Source organism: Psychrobacter sp. NPDC078501 (assembly GCF_044900935.1).
Lineage (GTDB): Bacteria > Pseudomonadota > Gammaproteobacteria > Pseudomonadales > Moraxellaceae > Psychrobacter.
In genome coordinates, this window is the sequence record NZ_JBJDOS010000002.1 from 370,219 (window position 1) to 387,835 (window position 17,617).

11 protein-coding genes are annotated in these 17,617 nt (G+C 41.7%); 10 read left to right on the forward strand and 1 reads right to left on the reverse strand.

The annotated features are described in order from the left end of the window. Positions 1 to 39 precede the first annotated feature (39 nt). The 9 genes from ACI2IW_RS04565 (at position 40) to ACI2IW_RS04605 (ending at position 10,209) form a co-directional block, all read left to right on the forward strand. A complete protein-coding gene (locus tag ACI2IW_RS04565) occupies positions 40 to 1,266 on the forward strand; it encodes an NAD(P)/FAD-dependent oxidoreductase (protein WP_298807387.1) in 1,227 nt (408 codons plus the stop codon). A gap of 138 nt (positions 1,267 to 1,404) precedes the next feature. Then, positions 1,405 to 2,643: an MFS transporter gene (locus ACI2IW_RS04570; RefSeq protein ID WP_298807388.1), complete on the forward strand. Its 1,239-nt coding sequence runs from the start codon at positions 1,405 to 1,407 to the stop codon at positions 2,641 to 2,643. Between the two features lie 84 nt (positions 2,644 to 2,727). Next, entirely contained in the window at positions 2,728 to 3,249 is a 522-nt protein-coding gene (locus ACI2IW_RS04575) for a cupin domain-containing protein (RefSeq protein ID WP_197130885.1), read from the forward strand. Between the two features lie 79 nt (positions 3,250 to 3,328). Then, complete coding sequence (locus ACI2IW_RS04580; RefSeq protein ID WP_404692798.1) at positions 3,329 to 4,138, forward strand: alpha/beta fold hydrolase; 810 nt, start codon at positions 3,329 to 3,331, stop codon at positions 4,136 to 4,138. Next, complete coding sequence (locus ACI2IW_RS04585; protein ID WP_404692799.1) at positions 4,135 to 4,929, forward strand: SDR family oxidoreductase; 795 nt, start codon at positions 4,135 to 4,137, stop codon at positions 4,927 to 4,929. Before ACI2IW_RS04580 ends, ACI2IW_RS04585 begins: the two co-directional genes overlap by 4 nt. A gap of 22 nt (positions 4,930 to 4,951) precedes the next feature. Next, complete coding sequence (locus ACI2IW_RS04590) at positions 4,952 to 5,743, forward strand: aspartate dehydrogenase (RefSeq protein ID WP_404692800.1); 792 nt, start codon at positions 4,952 to 4,954, stop codon at positions 5,741 to 5,743. Positions 5,744 to 5,767: 24 nt separating this feature from the next. Then, positions 5,768 to 7,237, forward strand: coding sequence for an aldehyde dehydrogenase (locus ACI2IW_RS04595; RefSeq protein ID WP_404692801.1), 1,470 nt, complete (start codon positions 5,768 to 5,770; stop codon positions 7,235 to 7,237). A 70-nt stretch (positions 7,238 to 7,307) separates the two neighbouring features. Next, entirely contained in the window at positions 7,308 to 8,948 is a 1,641-nt protein-coding gene (locus ACI2IW_RS04600) for a thiamine pyrophosphate-binding protein (protein ID WP_404692802.1), read from the forward strand. A gap of 61 nt (positions 8,949 to 9,009) precedes the next feature. Beyond that, complete coding sequence (locus tag ACI2IW_RS04605) at positions 9,010 to 10,209, forward strand: hypothetical protein (RefSeq protein ID WP_404692803.1); 1,200 nt, start codon at positions 9,010 to 9,012, stop codon at positions 10,207 to 10,209. 415 nt (positions 10,210 to 10,624) lie between these two features. Here the strand turns inward: ACI2IW_RS04605 and ACI2IW_RS04610 are convergent, their stop codons facing one another. Beyond that, positions 10,625 to 16,336 (reverse strand): UvrD-helicase domain-containing protein, encoded by a 5,712-nt coding sequence (locus ACI2IW_RS04610; protein ID WP_404692804.1) that lies wholly within the window; start codon positions 16,334 to 16,336, stop codon positions 10,625 to 10,627. Between the two features lie 401 nt (positions 16,337 to 16,737). Between ACI2IW_RS04610 and ACI2IW_RS04615 the strand changes: the two genes are divergently transcribed. Further along, positions 16,738 to 17,610 (forward strand): exonuclease domain-containing protein, encoded by an 873-nt coding sequence (locus tag ACI2IW_RS04615; RefSeq protein WP_404692805.1) that lies wholly within the window; start codon positions 16,738 to 16,740, stop codon positions 17,608 to 17,610. Positions 17,611 to 17,617: the final 7 nt, after the last annotated feature.

Genomic DNA, 17,617 nt, shown 5'->3' on the forward strand with positions numbered 1-17,617 from the left:
TATATAGAAAGAGATGGCACACAAATAAGGAGGTTTACCATGAATCAGATAGTCGTAATGGGTGCAGGTCAGGCCGCAATATGGGCGGCAAAAACCCTAAGATCCGAAGGTTATACAGGTCTCATCACGATTGTGGGTGACGAAGATCATGCCTTTTACGAACGTCCTCCTTTATCCAAACAAGTGCTATTGGGCGAAGCCACTCATGAGTCGTTACAGATATTTAAGGATGAGGTTGTTGCTGAGCTTAATATCGTGCTATTGAAGCCAGTCAAAGTAACTCGTATTGATCGTCAGAATAAGACGGTCTATACCAACACTGACCAAGCAATTCCTTACGATAAATTATTGATTGCCACTGGCAGTAAGGCAAAAATCCCTGTCGAACAATGGGCGTCTTACGACAACGTTGTCAGCCTTCGCAATATTAAGGACAGTCTACGTATTGAAGAAAAGATCAATAAGGTAGATAAAGTTGGCATCATCGGTGGCGGTTGGATTGGTTTAGAAGTTGCCGCTTCTTTATCCAAAAGAAACATCGACGTGACTCTATATGAGATGAATGACCGATTGTGTGCCAGAAGTGTGAGTCAGGAAGTATCAGATTATCTGTTAAACCTTCATGATCAGCATGGCGTCCATATCAGACTGTCTTGTAAACACCTTGACTTGAATCAATCAGATGAGGATCAAAGCGTCACCATTCATGTTAATAGTAGCAATGACAACGATACTGCTGTTTATGATTTGGTATTTTTGGGTACAGGGGCGCACATTAATAAAGAGATTGCGGAAGTATCAGGATTAGAAACAAGCGATGGTATTGTCGTCAATGAATACTGCCAAACCAGCGACCCCGATATATATGCTGCAGGTGATGTAGCTATTCATCCCAATCTAGGTTTTTGTATTCAGTCTTGGTCAAATGCTCAGCATCAAGGCGTCATTGCTGCTCAATCCATGTTGGAGCACAGAATTCCTTATGAAGAGACACCGTGGCTCTGGTCGGATCAATACGATAAAAACATTCAAATATTAGGCTCGCCTGTCGATATTGAACACTGTCAATTGGTGGTTAGAGCAGACGAAGATGGGGATCATTGCTTTTTTTATCTCGATCGCGAGAAAAAACTGCGTTACCTAGTCGCCGTCAACAACAACAAAATTGTCAAAATGGCCAAAAGGTGGATAAAAGCAGAATGGCCACTTGATCCAGATGTGTTAAAAGATCAGTCATTCAATCTTGTGAAGATAAAACCCAAATAATCTGTACGGGGAAATAAGATTTTTGAACATTTAATACCATTTTTTGTATAAAAAAGCCACTGCTACCAAACGATTTGAATGCTATTTAATCACTGATTGAATCATCAAATTCCAAGCCAATTATCAAGGATGACGGAAATGGATACAACCGTAAACAATGTCGATGCTGTAGGTGTACAAAGAAACAGACCGGGTGGTTTTAGATACTGGTTGCCCGCCATTGTATTGATGATAACAGTGATATTGGCATTTTTTGACAAAATTAGTATCGCTGTCCTCTTCTCAGATCCTGCTTTTTTGTCTGATTTTGGGATTGAGGGGGACAAAACCAAATTGGGCTGGTTGATGAGTATTTTCTTATTAGCCTATGGTCTCTCATCTGTTTTTCTTAGCTTTGTAGGTGATATTTTTGGGCCAAAAAAAATCCTACTCTGCGGTATTGCCAGTTGGGGGGTGTTGATGCTCCTGATGGGTTTGACCAACAATTTTTACATGCTCTTGTTCTACCGCGTTTTGCTTGGCATTGCTGAAGGGCCGTTACTGGCGCTTTGCTACAGCATTGTTAAGCAAAATTATACGGAATCCGAGCAGGCACGTGCGTCTACCTTATTCTTATTGGGTACACCGCTGGGTGCGGCGCTTGGATTTCCATTGACCGCCCTTATTCTACAAAACTACCACTGGGAAGCCACTTTCTTCTTTATGTCGTTCATCACCATATTCCTATTCATCCTCGTATTCTTTGGCTTAAAGGGTATTACGTATGTGAAAGCGAATAGAAAGAGTGTTGACCATAAAACGAACTTCACAACACTGTTAAGTAGTAAGCCATTTTGGTTGGTTACCTTCTTTAATGTCGGGACATTGGCCTACCTATGGGGTCTAAACAGCTGGATACCGACTTACCTAATAGAAGCAAAAGGTTTTGATTTAAAGCAGTTTGGTAGCTTATCTATGATTCCATTCTTAGCCATGCTTATTGGCGAGATCATTGGTGCATTTAACTCAGACAGGTTTCCAAATAAGAGAGCGTTACAAGTCTTTGGTGGACTATTTGGCGCAGGGATTACGATGTTTTTATTGATTTATCAAGAAGGTGTAGTGAATGTTCTCATCTTCATGTCTGCCAGTGCTTTTTTATGGGGCTTCAATGTTTCAGCGATTTTCGCTTTGCTTGCTAACACGACTGCAAAAGAAGTGGCGACAACAGCAGGCGGCATCTTTAATGGATTTGGGAATTTCGGTAGTGCCTTAGCACCCGTTATCATCGGCTATATTGTTGTTTATACAGGCAATATTGACTACGGAATTATGTTTTTAGCAGGTGTGGCTATCGTATCCTCTTTCTTCTTATTGCCATTGCTTAAGAAATACTAGATTTAAAAAGAAAGAGCGTAAACAGCACGAAATTTTGTTAAATCAACCGATTAAATAGTGAGTGAAACCACAAGGAGTGCAGTTATGAATACTAAAAATACTGAAACTTGGAAAAGACCAGAAGGCAGTACGCTAAAAGATTGGATATCAACCCGTGTTGCAAGATTTGAAAATCGCGAATACGACTTTAGCGCACTGAAGTTTCAAGCAGATTTTGATCCTAAATACAGACGCGCTCAAATGCGTTATATGGGAACAGGGGCGACCGGTATTTCTGGGGATACCAATACGGTGCCAGCTGAAAACTTTACCTTTTCGACAATGCTGTTACCAGCAGGGTGTGAAGGCCCGCCACATGTGCACACTGATGCTGAAGAGGTTTTCTTTATGCTGCGCGGCTCTATTGAGTTGACGGTAGAAGAGAACGGTGAAGAAACCTCTTTGGTTTTGAATTATAGAGATTTGATCTCGATACCACCCAATGTGTATAGAGGGCTTCGCAATCATACGCAAGAAGATGCGCTGATGTGCGTCATGATTGGTAATCCAAAACCTGTCATTCCGACTTACCCAAATGACCATCCGTTGTCTAAGATTAAACGTTAGGTTTTGCGAAAACGTTTTTGTTTCATCGATGGTAACGAGATGAATCGACTCTGATTTTTGGATACATAAAGGAATCTGTATGAAAAATTTTGACAAGGAATATGACTCCATCAGTCGTATTGAGTTTATTCAAAATGATGGGCTGGGTGAGGAGACGATTGTCTTTTTACATGGTATCAGCTCAGGTTCTGATTCTTGGTCAAACCAAATAGATGCCTTGGCAACTAATGGGTCTGTTTTAGCGTGGAATGCGCCTGGATATGGTAACAGTAAGCAAGTTGAACAAGAGGTGCCTACTGCGCTTGACTACAGCCAGCGTCTATTGGTGCTTCTCGAATCAAAAAATATTGATCGTATCTATCTCGTAGGCCATTCCTTAGGTGCGCTTATCGCTGCAGGTTTTGCCTCTGAATATCCAGGCAAGATAAATAAACTGATCTTGGTCAACCCTGCTCAAGGCTACGGAGAGTTTAAGCAAGCAAAGCAAGATGAGGTTGCCAATGTGCGTCCAAAGCTTCTGCGTGAATTGGGTGGTACAGAGATGGCAAGGCAAAGGAGTAGTGCCTTGTTATTCGATGCTAGCAATGACAAGGTTGCGCTGCTCGAAAAAGTAATGGAGGACATTACGATAGAAGGGTTTGAAAAAGCATCACGGTTATTGGCGCATGACAGTATCCACCATTATCTAGCAACGATAGACAAACCTGTCGACTTAATTTATGGCACTGAGGATGGTATTACCACCCCCAAGATTATGTTTGAGATTGCAGCACGGCATAAAAATATCACCTTGCATGCTATTGATGCCGCCAGCCATTTATCGTACTTGGATCAGCCAGAGCGTTTTAACCAAGTACTTCTCTCCATTATTAAAGGTGATGATTTATGAGTTTTAAAGTAAGAGATAAGGTAGTCATCATCACTGGTGGCTCCTCTGGTATAGGACTTGAATTGGTCAAGCTATTCCTAGCAGAAGGTGCCAACGTCGCTTGGTGTGGTAGAAACCAAGAAAAGCTTCAATCAACCTTCGACGCGTTGAGTGTAGAATACGACGCAAACCAGATGTTCATTCATCAATGCGATGTGCTCGACAAAGAGCAGGTAGCAGATTATGTCGCGTTAGTGATCGAAAAATTTGGCGCAATTGACATGCTTGTGAATAACGCCGGACAAGGCAAAGTAGCAGATTTTTTTGCCACCGAAGAGCAAGACTGGGTTGATGAGCTTAAATTAAAGGTTTTTAGCGTGGTGAATATGATTAATGCGACGTTACCACATCTAAAGCAGTCCGATATTGCGTCGATAACCAACGTGAACTCTTTACTAGGTCTAAAGCCAGAAACGCACATGGTAGCAACCTCAGTCGCCAGAGCAGGCTTATTGAATCTAAGTAAGAATCTCGCTAATGAGCTGGTCAAAGAAAACATTAGAGTTAATTCTATATTGATTGGGTTGGTGGAGTCTGGGCAGTGGCGCAGACGTTTTGAGGAACGATCAGACCAAAGCAAAAACTGGCAAGAATGGACGGCCCACGTCGCTACCAAAAAGCAGATTCCACTTGGCCGTCTAGGTAAGCCCGAGGAGGCAGCTTACGCACTTCTGTTTTTGGCATCGCCATTATCCTCTTATACCACAGGATCAGTTGTTGATGTCTCTGGTGGCTTGAGCAAAGAAATATAAAAGATATAAACAGGAGTAAGGCATGAAAAGCGTGATGTTCATAGGCTACGGATCAATGGCAAAAAAAGTACATGAGATGTTGCCTCAAAATATCGTTTTATCAACGGTAGTTGCCAGTCCTAAAAGCGCAGAGAGTATCAAGGCGGAGATAGGCGACTCTATCGAGGTGATTACTTGCGTTGATGATTTAACTAACATGCCTGATTTGGCCATTGAGATGTCAGGACAAAATGGACTCAAAGAACATGCCATCAAGATTTTAGAGAAGTGCATACCCCTTGGTATTGTCTCTGTCGGGGCGTTTACCGATGAGACGTTTGCCGTCGCACTTGCTGATGCTGCACAAAGAAACGGGGTGAATATTCGTATCTTAGCGGGTGCCGTGGCTGGCATTGATGGTATCAATGCGGCAAGTTTTGCGGGACTGGACCGTGTAGTGTATCAAGGCAGAAAGCAGCCAGACAGTTGGAAGGGCAGTCATGCTGACCAGCTTATTAATTACGATCATTTAAAAGAAGCAACGGTTTTCTTTACAGGCACTGCGAGAGAAGCGGCGGCTTTATTCCCAGCCAATTCAAACGTTGCTGCCACCATTGCGCTGGCAGGTGTTGGTCTTGATCATACGACAGTAGAGCTAATCGCTGATCCAGCACTTGAACACAATATTCATCATATCACCGCTGAAGGCGTATTCGGCAAGCTTGAGATCAGTATGACTGGATTACCCTTAGCCGAAAACCCTAAGACTTCAAGTTTAGCAGCCTTTAGTGCTTTGCGCTTGTGCTGTCAGATTGACCAAACCTTACAAATATAAAGCGCCATTAATGTGAGAAACCTTATGAAAAAAATATTTATTGCAGGTAAGTGGAAGCTTGGTGGTGGGAAACCGTCAAAAAGTTATTACCCAGCCGATCATTCAGAAAATGCGGAAATATCAACCGCAAGTGTGGATGATGTCGATGAAGCCATTTTAGCGGCTGATGCTGCTTGGAGACACTCAGACTGGCGCGACACATTACCCTCAGAAAAGGCCACCATTTTATTTAAAGTGGCAAACCTATTAGAAGATAAGAAGACATTTTTAGCCAAACTGCAAACCCGAGATAATGGTAAGCCGATCTCCGAAACCATGGGTCTGGTAAATAGTGCGATTGCCACGACTCGATATATCGCCAGTTGTCTTGAAACCTTAGACAACGAGCTGACCAATCAGCGCATCAAGTCTGTCTTGACGTTCACCACTTATGAGCCGTTAGGGGTAATTGCCGCGATCACACCATGGAACTCTCCAATTGCATCAGAGATACAAAAAATCATACCCGCGCTGGCAGGGGGCAATGCCGTTATCCTAAAACCTGCTGAAGCAACCTCTCTTATCGCCCTTGAGTTGGCGACGATACTTGAAGAGGCCGGCTTACCAGCAGGTTTATTTAGTGTGTTGACTGGTAAAGGCTCTGTCGTTGGAGAAGCGATTGTCAAACATCCGCTGGTACAAAAAATTTCTTTTACTGGCAGTACCAGTACGGGTAGACACTTAGCGCATGTGGCAGCTGAAAAGCTTATTTCTACGTCCTTAGAGCTGGGTGGTAAATCCCCTACGATTGTCCTTGAAGATGCCAACGTTGATATTGCAGTAAACGGTGTGATTTACGGCATTTTCAGCTCATCGGGCCAAGCTTGTATTGCAGGCTCAAGACTATTTATTCATCAGAGTATTTACGACAAGTTTTTAGATGCTTTGATTGAGAAAACTAAGAAAATCATCGTAGGTGACCCAGAAGCACCCAACACACAAATGGGGCCTTTAGTCAGTGAAGCGCATCTTAATACGGTTGATGACTACGTCAAAATGGCTAAAGAAGAGGGCGGTAATGTCGTGACTGGCGGCTACAGACTCACTGGCGAAAACTTTGACAAAGGCTCTTACTATGCACCAACTATCATCACCGGGTTAACCAACCAAGCCCAAATCTGCCAAGAAGAGATATTCGGTCCTGTGCTGGTTGCAATGCCATTTAGTGACGAAGACGCATTGGTGGCTGAAGCGAATCAGAGTGTCTATGGTCTTGCCGCTGGTATATGGACAGAGGACTATCGAAAAGCGCTTGATATGGCGAAACGTCTTGAGGCCGGAACAATATGGATCAATACGTATAAAAAATTCTCTATCGCTACCCCCTTTAGTGGGCACAAAGAAAGTGGCGTCGGTAAAGAAAAAGGAAGACTGGGTATTTTAGATTATATGCAAACAAAAAGTATATTTCTAAACCTTGATGAAACACCAAACCCATGGTGTGAAGTCAAATAGTTATATATCAAATAACTATATTTAATACATGTATTAAACAACCAGATTATTAACATACAGGGATGAGATTATGACAGTCAAAGTAACCGTCGGTGAATTAGTAGCGAGAGTTTTGGAAGAACATGGTGTGAGCGATGTTTTTGGCTTGATTTCTATTCATAACCTACCGATTGCCGATGCCATTGGTAGAAGAGATAAAATCAGATTTATTTGTTCACGGGGAGAAGCGGGATGCGTCAACATGGCAGATGCGTATTCTCGATTCAAAGGGTTAGGTGTGGCCATCACCAGTACGGGTGCAGGTTCAGGCAATGCTATTGGCTCTTTGGTTGAAGCATGTAATGCGGGTAGCCCAGTTATTCATATCACAGGACAAGTTGAAAAAGAATACTTGGATCGTGATGCAAGCTTTATCCATGAAGCGGCTGATCAGCTTGGTTACTTAAAGTCCAGTAGTAAAGCGGCTTTTAGAATTTTGAGTCCTGAGCACGCGGTTGGCATGGTGAGAGAGGCGATTCGGGTAGCGACTACTGTGCCCAAAGGCCCCGTCAGTATTGAAATACCGATTGATGTACAAGCGACAACCATTGAGCTACCTACTGAGTTATCGTATGTGGGCGCTATGCAATTACCTGACGCCCATAAGAAAGATGTGGATTTTGTTGCTGAGCAAATCCAATCTGCCAAAAACCCTATTTTATGGATAGGCGGCGGCTGTATCAAAGCGAGTGCTGAGATCGAAAAATTGGCTGACATGGGCATACCTGTGGTGTCTTCCACTCATGCGCGCGGTGTCTTAGCCGATACGCACCCAAGAAGTTTAAATGCGTTTCATAACTCATCCGCAGTCGAAGCGCTCATTACAGAGAGTGATGCTTGCATCGTTATTGGCTCTCGCTTACGTAGTAATGAGACAAAAACCTACTCACTAAAATTCCCAGAAAACCTGATACAGATTGATGCAAGCCCAATGGCGCAGCAAAGAAATTATTCGGTCAAACACTTCTTTTGTGCTGAAGCAAAATCTTTTTTGCAGAATGTCATCCAGAGGTTAGGAGACACATCCAAAATAGATGCAGACTATGATCAGCGTATCAAATCGGCAAAGGAGTTTGCCATTAATGCATTGGAGACTCAGCTAGGGCCGTATGCTGATCTGTGCTACTTGTTGCGTAAAGCCTTGCCAGAAGACGGCATATTGGTGAGAGACATTACGATGTCGGGCAGCACGTGGGGCAGTCGATTGTTCCCAGTCAATAAGCCATTACAGAATATTCATTCTTTGGCGGGCGCGATTGGCCTTGGTCTATCACATGGGATTGGCACGGCAATCGCCAATCCAGACAAAAAAACAGTGGCGTTAGTAGGTGATGGTGGTTTGATGCTAGGTGTAGGCGAGATTGCCACAGCCATACAAGAGAACGCTAATATGGTTTTACTAGTGATGAACGACGGGGGTTATGGTGTCATGCGCGGTATTCAAAAAGAGTACTTTGATGGCAGACAATACTATAACGAACTGCATACGCCCTCCTTTATTGCCCTTGGTGAGGCAATGGGTTGCAAATCTTTCAAAGCCGATTCTTTAGAAGAGTTTGATATCAAGATCAATGAGGCTATGAAACAAGACGGTATGTGTCTGGTTGAAGTCAACATGAATGAGATTGGTCCGCTCAAGTTCGCAGGGCCACCACAGAAGAAATTGTACTAAGCATTGATATCGGTTGGTTTTATAAAAAGGATTTTTACGTCCAAGATAATAGGAATGTGTCATGACCAAACTAATTTTCAAATCATTAATATTGTTAGCGCCAGTGTTATGGCTACCGACCATTACTAGCGCTCAGGCTAAAGTCCTTGAACTCAAAAGCGAGGACGGCAGCAAAGAACTAAATGTTGGAGGCGTCATTCGATTCAACCAGCGTTATCAGAGCTGGGGTGACGATAAGTACAACTCTGGCTTAGGTGATCCTGATTTTGATATTTTTCGCTTGGATGTGGACGGAAAATACGATGATTTTTATTTAAATAGTAGTTACATCTTTCAAGACGATGATAAAACCTCAATCGAGAAGGCTTACGTGGGTTACAACGTTGATGAACAAAATAGCGTTGAGGCAGGTTTGGTGTATAAGCCTTTTGCGATTTATCCTTATCCACAAAATGGCTGGACCTATCATCTACCTTTCTTTTTGGGTTACGGCAACAATATTGCCCCGGGTGTAAATCTAAATCATGAAAGCAAAGATTGGGATATCAAGCTTGGATATTATCCTGAAATGTTGGCAGAAGATTTACGGTATTCGCCTGAAAGCGGCGCTTATAGTGAATTGGACAATACGTTTCCGTCTATGAGTCAATATGAGAATGAGAAGAAAAACCAAGTCAATGCGCGTGTCGCTCGTAAGTTTGAAACGACATCAGGCAAGCAGGAGATCGGCTTATCAGGCGCTTATTCTCAGCTAGAGAATGGTTTAACCAATGATGATGGCGACTATTATGCAGTTGGTCTTCATACTAATAATAATTTTGACAAGTTCAATGTGCAAAGCTCGCTTATTCATTATGACTATGATGCCAAAAACCCGAGCGGTGTTGATGATAGTATGACGCTGATGGGTGCAAATGGATTAACGCCAGCCTATTTTATTGCCTCAGAAGGTACAGTGGGTAGTGTAAATTTGGCATATACCATTCCGATGAAAGATATGGGCGCATTAAAAGCAGTCAAGGTGTACAACGACTACAGTTATCTTAAAAAACATCATGGTGACTGGTCTGACTCACAAATGAATACCACAGGTCTGATGTTTATTGCGCCACCATTTTTGGTTTGGTTAGATCATACTTATGGTAAGAATTCTAATATCATTGGCGGTGCAACCAATAGCACTGGCTTTACGTCAACGACGTCTGAAAATAGTGATAAATGGCTATCGCGGGTAAACTTAAATGTTGGGTTTAGCTTTTAAAGATTCATATGAATGTTATTACATTTTAAATTTATTGATATAACGTGTGAGTGTCATGACAAAAGTTGTTCACGCTACATATAGCATGAACAACTTTTTTAGTATTCCTTTTTCCTTCTGGGTAACATTAATATTACGTTTGAGAATTTTGTCTTTTCTTATTATTATAAGTTTAGGACTATGTTGCTTATTATCGACAAGCTTGGCTTTATTCATTTTGTGCTATTAACAACTATAAAGTGTTTGCATCATTCTTCCTAAATGTTGTGCCACTACACTAAGATTATCTTTGTTGTTTGCTAGCTTCTTAACGGCTTTTGCTTTAAATTCTATTCTACAAGTACTGATTTTTCTGGTCGTTGTAAACTATTCATTAAAACGTTAGTTTACTCCACGGGTTCTTCAACACAGTTCGTTACCTACACTGCATATTAAATTGAACATAAGGCACAATTAGATAATGGCTACCTTCGCTGCCATGATAACCCGATTTTTCATACCAAGAGATATCCTGCTGATAAAACAGGGTAGTTGTAAAGCCAGTCATCAATAGATGTTGATTACCTTGCCCTTGAGAAGAATATTCTTTAGAAAAAGCTGTTGAAAATTGAGCAACTTGTTGACCTTTAGCCGAGTAAAAGCCATCGCTTTTCCTATCTTGTTTATAGCAAGCGACATCAAACAATCCTAGAATATCATCTCGTGTTTTCGTCCAGCTATCATGGCAAAACGTCTGTTCTACAAACTTGCGACCTGAGTCATTGACCAGTGCGCGCGGCGTCAATACCAGCTCATCCAAACGCATAAATCGATGAAAAGTTAGCATTGAAGGTGGACTAATCACAGGTAAATCAATTTGCTCAGCATGAGTAAGCAATATATTGGCTAAGGTAGGGTGATACGTTTTATGATGGAGTAGTAAGCTCAACGTTTGCTTCGCTCGCGTCAGTGCTACATATAACGGTCTATCATGACTATGATCTGCCTGAGCGTTTGAAGATGAGTTTGAGAGTTGATCATCAATGACATAAACATGATCAAACTCCATCCCTTTCGCACTATGATAAGTGATTAATATAACCTGTGTTTTATCATCGTATAGAATAGACTCTATCGCTTGTAATACCTGCTCATAAGTCACATTTTCCATATCTTGAGTGCAACTGATAATTGCTTCCCAAGCTTTATCTAAATGGTTTAAGCCTCGCTTGGCCCGCCAGCATTCCAAAAATTTAGCAACATTACCCTCAATAAAGTCTAAACGTTTCGCGCTCAAATCTTTAAATAGCGCTTGTCCTATAAAGCTATTTATGGGAGTAACTTGCTCATTTTCATTATAGCGCTGACTACTAATATTTAGAGCTTCAAGGTAATGCTGTATGGCATCGAAATATGACCATTTAGGGGCTAGTACGGCTATGGTTTCTGGCGCTGCATTTTTTTGTTCATTACTTGCTAAGCGCTGCTCAATATCAGACGCGATCCATGCTGCCATGTCAACGCCTTTGGTCTGCTGGTAGTAACCATAGCGAATAGGACTACTAGGATAGGGTTTAGTCGCCTTGATGCTATGCTCAGCCTGCTTTAGACGCTCACCACTTGGCAATGTAGTAGCTATAAATTCATTGGCAAGCTCGACTATATTATTAGCACTACGATAGTTATTGAGCAGATAGTATTTTTGCTCAGTATTAACATGGTAGTTGTCTGTAAACTGCTGGATATATTGAATGCTAGCGCCACGAAAGGCGTATAGGTTCTGGTCGTCGTCACCAACCACCATCAAATAGCCGCGCTGCTCAAAGTTATCATCAGTAGCATCACTATCAGCATCTATAGCAATATAGCTATCATCGGTGTCGCTATTATTGTCATCTTGTGTTTGTAGATCTGCTAATAGCCCAATCATTTGATACTGATATTCATCGATATCTTGAAACTCATCGACCATGATGTACTGAAAGTGTTGCGGCCGCTCTTGTAGTTGACTGATGGCCTGCTCAATCATCCACTGATAGCGAGCATTATCACGGCGCTTTTGTAAGTTTTTCTCTTGGTTTAAATGCTCAATGCGCGTGGCAATCTCATCAAGCGCGGCATCGGGTGCGTCTTTTTCACTCAGTCCTGTGATTTGCCGTGCCAGCCCATGGAATGTCTGAATGGTAACATTGATCGCATGATAACTAATCAAAGCCAGTAAGCGCGATCTTAGTTCGGCTACTGCCAAACGGTTATAAGCCAATATCAAAATTTTCTCAGGTTTGATTTCTTCTATCATTAATAGATAAGCGACTCTATGTACCACCACGGTGGTTTTTCCAGATCCTGGACCAGCCAGTACCATGGCCGCACGGCTTGTTTCTTTGATAATTTGTACTTGAGTGTCACTAAAATATTTAGGCAAAATCTCTTTTTCATAATCTTTGATATAAGGTTTATGCACATCGATATCGTTGTTAATATAGGTTTTGATGACTTCCGATAGAGGCTTAGTAAAGTAGTCCTCAATCAACGCTTTTTGGACATCAGCGTCTGCCTGTAACCAAAAGCTCAGCATATGGATGCGAGCGCAGCGATCTTGATAATGGGTTTGCAAATATTGATAGGCGTTTTCATGATACTTTGAAGTGGATTTTCGGTGTTTGCCAATAAAGAAAATAGCATCTTGCGTGTCGTCTAAGCGGCTAAGCTCAATCAGCTCCAAGCGCTGTAATTGCTCAAGTTGGGTTAAGATAGTATCAGGATCGCGCTGTAGCTTCTGGGCTAAAGTATCTAGATTGAATTCTTTACCATCACCATCTTTTTTATCAGGTAGGGCAGGTAGCAAATACTCTTCATATAAAGGTGTCAAATTTTCTACGAGCACTTTTGCATAGCGAACCCAGCTCTCCCAATTGTCTGGCAGATCCTCATCAATTTGCCATAACTTAGTCCTATTTGTAGAGGAGACAAACACTTGGGTTGTACCATGATTGCGCGTTTTCAAGATACCTAGTGCTCGAAACATAGGTAGAATATGACGTTTACTAGATAAATTATGGCGCTGCTGAATCAGCCAGTTGTCGAGTGCTTTGGTATTGAGCTGGGTAGCGCCTTGCATTTCTATCGCTTCAATGCCACTTAGCGCTCCATAGCTGCTATTTAGACATTCCTCTAAAGCAGTAATAATACGGCTTAAGCGATTAAGTTCACCTTTTAAATAGCGGTGTGTATATTTTAGTCGTACACGCACCACAACTTGCCACTGAGCATGACCTTGATTGACCAACTCACGTAGCCCTTTTAATAGTGACTTAACAGAATAGCCAAGCGCCAGTGCCAATTCAGGTAAATGATAGCGAGTCAGGCCAGTATTGTTGTCATTGTTAAAGCCTTCGTCACTGCTATTCTTATCACTAACTATGTTTGTTGTCGCCGTGTTTAAGGTATCATCTGCAAGCTGCTGTAATTGAGCATAGAGCTTAGACATATTGGTATGTTGGCTGGCAGGCGGTTGGCTTGAAAGTTTGATACTGATCCAAGCCGGTTGCTGGTCTTTTTCAGTCAGCAATCCGTAACGCTCGAGCGCCAATAAAGCTACTCTTACTTGGGTATTAAGTTGTTCAGTCTCGTCATCTGGTGCAAGTATAGGCGCTAGTACACTGCTAGGGAACCATTGATCTTGCATGGGTTTACTGAGAGCTGGACGTATGGCTGCCCAACAGTCTCTTAAGGTATTTGTATTTGGTATGCGTGACTCACGCTCTTGGAAAAACAAAGCTTCAATATCTCTTTGACCCCATAGCATATATGCTGCGCCGACCTCGTACGACTTACGTGCTGCACGGCCAATCTCTTGAATATAAGACTCAAGGTTATTCGGCGGCCCGCTATGGATAACGGTATGGATGCCCTCTTTATCAATGCCCATGCCAAAAGCATTGGTACAGACCACTACGTCTAGTTCATCATTTTTAAATTTTTCAAGTACACTCTTTTTCTGCCCCTCATTTAATTTAGAATGATAGGCGGCGGACATTAAGCCTTTTTGGGCGAAATCGTCAGCATATTGATCACAGCCTTTACGGTTACGCAGATAAACTATAGCCACGCCTTTTTCAGGATGTTCTGGATATTGGTTTTCGTACCAAACTTTGCGCTCATTTATAATGTTATAGATATGTGCTTCACGCTCGTCCTTGGTTGCTTCTATAAAATGCGCAGTAATATCGTCACGCCAAATCTTAAGGCTTTCGATAGGGGTGCCATACTGTACCAAAGGTTTATTGTCAGTTAAGGCAGTAAGCTTATTTACCAGTTCACTCTCTAAATCATCTTTGACACGTGTGGAGGCTGTAGCGGTCACTAAGCTTATGGTGGGTGGTAAGAATTCCGACGCGTTACTGCTAATATTTGTTCTAGATGCGTTAGTATGGTCCTGATCAGATATCACTTCTAACATATCAAGCTGAAGTTTACCCTCTTTAATGTCTTTTTGGCGCTCAAGCTGCTTTGTAAAGTGTTCTCGAAGCTCGTCGCTATAACACGCCATCATGTGATCGGCGATACGCAAAAAGTCTGGCCGAAAATCAGTGCCCCATTGGCTAAGCGTATGCGCCTCATCTAATACCCAAAATGCTGGTGGGCGATTTTTGAGTAGTTGACGAATACTATGTGTACGTAGCCGCTCTGGACTCATATAAATAATATCGATATCGCCTTGCCAAATACCGTCTAAAATGTCTTTTTGGGTGTCTATGGACTGCCCTGAAGTTAGATAAGCAATACGATTGGCGTAGTCTGGCAAATCAGTATGTAAGTTGACAACTTGGTCTTCGATTAATGCCTTTAAAGGCGATATCACTACGGTCAGCTGACGTTGGTACCTACTTAATATCAGTGCAGGTAGCTGGAAGGTCAAGCTTTTACCGCCACCTGTTGGTAATATGCCAAGAGGAATGTCTTTATTCATCAGCACTGCTTTGACAATAGACATCTGTCCTTCGCGCAAATGCTCAAATCCAAAAAAGTGATGACACTGTTGATTAATCCAATCTTCACTCGGCTCATGCAAATGCCAAAAAGTATTTTCAGCTTGGCTAAAACTATGTCTGTGGAAAGGATGCTTGATAAGCCATACTGGACGGCGTGCTTGTGGCTTATCAAAATATCTTAGCCAGTTAATAAAGGTGGCTAAACCAAGATGTTGCCATAGTGTTGAGTGCGCTTTGTCATTATTGCTCACATGATTATTGCCCATACAACCCTCTAATAGGTTGATAAGATCAGTTCGATTTCCTGTGGGCAAGTTGTCAAAGATAGCCTCTATATCAAAGATATTGTCTTCATCTATAGCAAAGTAGTTTTGACGGCTGAGCGTATGCAAATGCAAAAGCTGTGGTAATAGCTTGTGCAGTAGTATTTGCATATTGGTAGGTAGGATTTGCCACGCTTGTGTGCAAAGCCCAAATACACAGCGACTTTCTAAGCAGTCAAGGACCGGGTTATTATAATCGACATTGGCTTTGTAGAGCTTAGCTAAGGCGTGGCTAGGCTGGTGCGGAATAAATAGGCAGCTCAGTATTAGTGTATCCCAAGCTTTCGCTTGCCAGCCACGCAGTTTGTCAGAACCGTCAAGCTGGTTTGTTGATAATGTATGTTTATAGCTAGTGGTCGATAATGCGTCGTTTAATAGCGAATATAGGTGAGGTAAATCAAACTCAATTAGATGATGGCCACCTAAAAAATCAGCTTTGTTTAATAGCTCATAAACGACATCTGACTGCTGTCGAAATTGCTGAGCATTAAAGTGCCAATAGTAGTCGTTGATTAAGAAAGCACCATCTATTAATTTCTCATTTTCGGGGTTAATTTCCAAATCAAGCCAGAGAGTTTGTTGTGGGTTCAACTTTGAGAGTAGTTCAGAGGCACTCTGAACGGCTGTCAAATCCTCTATATACTTCGTTGCATTGAGACGTAGAAACTCCGGTAGGCTGTTTGGCTTTGATGTTTGTATATCTACCGGAGATGGAAGTGCGCTACTGATGGGATCAGAGATATTGTTATGACTGTTTTGAGGACTCATCTGCCCAAATATTTTGGAAGGTGAAAAAGAAGTAGGCTGGATAAAATCTGGTAGGTCTGACATGCTTTCAGCTTCTAAGTAGTATGTAAATAAACGAACTATAGTATACAATTTTATTTATCTTAGCCAGAGTCATAGTGGGCGAGCACTTGCAAGTATTATCATCTTCTTAATAAACCCTAATATTAATAACAGTATCTAAGTAAAAATCAAAGCACTAACCCTATACAGTACTAGTACTATATAGGGTTAGTGTTATATTTTTTCGGTTATTAAAAATATACTTACTGTTAATGCTTAATCCGAGAGTCCGAGCGTTAGCTGCGCCCCTAAATGAGCTTTTTGATAATGAATTATTGCATTCAAACTTACATCGGTATCCATCAATCAGATATGTAAAAATATCAATTTTAGTTTATTATTATTCATAACTGATATATTACATACCATTTGCACAAGGACAGATGATGAATTTTGTGGCTATCGACGTAGAAACTGCCAACTCAGACGTTGGCTCTATTTGTCAAATAGGTATGGCGAAATACATAAAAGGTAAGCTGATAGATACCTACTGTAGCTTTATAAGACCACAGTCTAGTTTTAGCCGAACGAATATAGATATTCATGGTATTGATAATAACCGAATAAAAGATGCACCTTCAATATTTGATATCTATGGCAATATTCTTCAATTTATCGGTAATAATGTTGTGGTCAGTTATACCGATTTTGATCAAAGAGCGATAACGAAATGTTTATTAGATCATGATTTGCCACTACCGTCTTGGCAATGGGCAGATGCCTCTGTCATGGTACGCGATACCTGCCAGCGGTTTAGTACATCAGGATATAATCTTGCCAATGTATGTAAAGAATGGCGGTATGCGTTTGATCATCATGATGCACTAGAAGACGCCAAAGCGTGTGGATTTGTGACGACCACCATTCTTAGAGAAAATAATGCTTCAATCAAAAAATGGTTAAATGCTCAGCCATCTCTTCCAAGAAATAGCAATAATAGGACACAGCGCTTCACTCAAAACCGGTCTATAGAAGGTAATGAGCAAGGGCGGTTTTTCGGATTAAACATTTGCTTTACAGGCGAGCTGTCTATAAAACGCGCAGAAATTGCTGATATCGCAGCAAGGCAAGGTTTTCATGTTAAAGCTGGTGTATCTAAAAAGCTCAATTATTTAGTTGTAGGTACACCAGATTTAACATTATTAAATGGACATGATAAAAGCAGTAAACAACGTAAGTCAGAGACGCTGATTGCAGAAGGCATCGACATCGATATTATTACAGAACATGATTTTCTTAAAATGCTCAAACTCTAATCTTGCT

Coding starts and splice junctions, on each gene's coding strand:
- ACI2IW_RS04565 (WP_298807387.1), top strand. CDS start 40: ATGAATCAGATAGTCGTAATGGGTGCAGGTCAGGCCGCAATATGGGCG.
- ACI2IW_RS04570 (WP_298807388.1), top strand. CDS start 1,405: ATGGATACAACCGTAAACAATGTCGATGCTGTAGGTGTACAAAGAAAC.
- ACI2IW_RS04575 (WP_197130885.1), top strand. CDS start 2,728: ATGAATACTAAAAATACTGAAACTTGGAAAAGACCAGAAGGCAGTACG.
- ACI2IW_RS04580 (WP_404692798.1), top strand. CDS start 3,329: ATGAAAAATTTTGACAAGGAATATGACTCCATCAGTCGTATTGAGTTT.
- ACI2IW_RS04585 (WP_404692799.1), top strand. CDS start 4,135: ATGAGTTTTAAAGTAAGAGATAAGGTAGTCATCATCACTGGTGGCTCC.
- ACI2IW_RS04590 (WP_404692800.1), top strand. CDS start 4,952: ATGAAAAGCGTGATGTTCATAGGCTACGGATCAATGGCAAAAAAAGTA.
- ACI2IW_RS04595 (WP_404692801.1), top strand. CDS start 5,768: ATGAAAAAAATATTTATTGCAGGTAAGTGGAAGCTTGGTGGTGGGAAA.
- ACI2IW_RS04600 (WP_404692802.1), top strand. CDS start 7,308: ATGACAGTCAAAGTAACCGTCGGTGAATTAGTAGCGAGAGTTTTGGAA.
- ACI2IW_RS04605 (WP_404692803.1), top strand. CDS start 9,010: ATGACCAAACTAATTTTCAAATCATTAATATTGTTAGCGCCAGTGTTA.
- ACI2IW_RS04610 (WP_404692804.1), bottom strand. CDS start 16,336: ATGTCAGACCTACCAGATTTTATCCAGCCTACTTCTTTTTCACCTTCC.
- ACI2IW_RS04615 (WP_404692805.1), top strand. CDS start 16,738: ATGATGAATTTTGTGGCTATCGACGTAGAAACTGCCAACTCAGACGTT.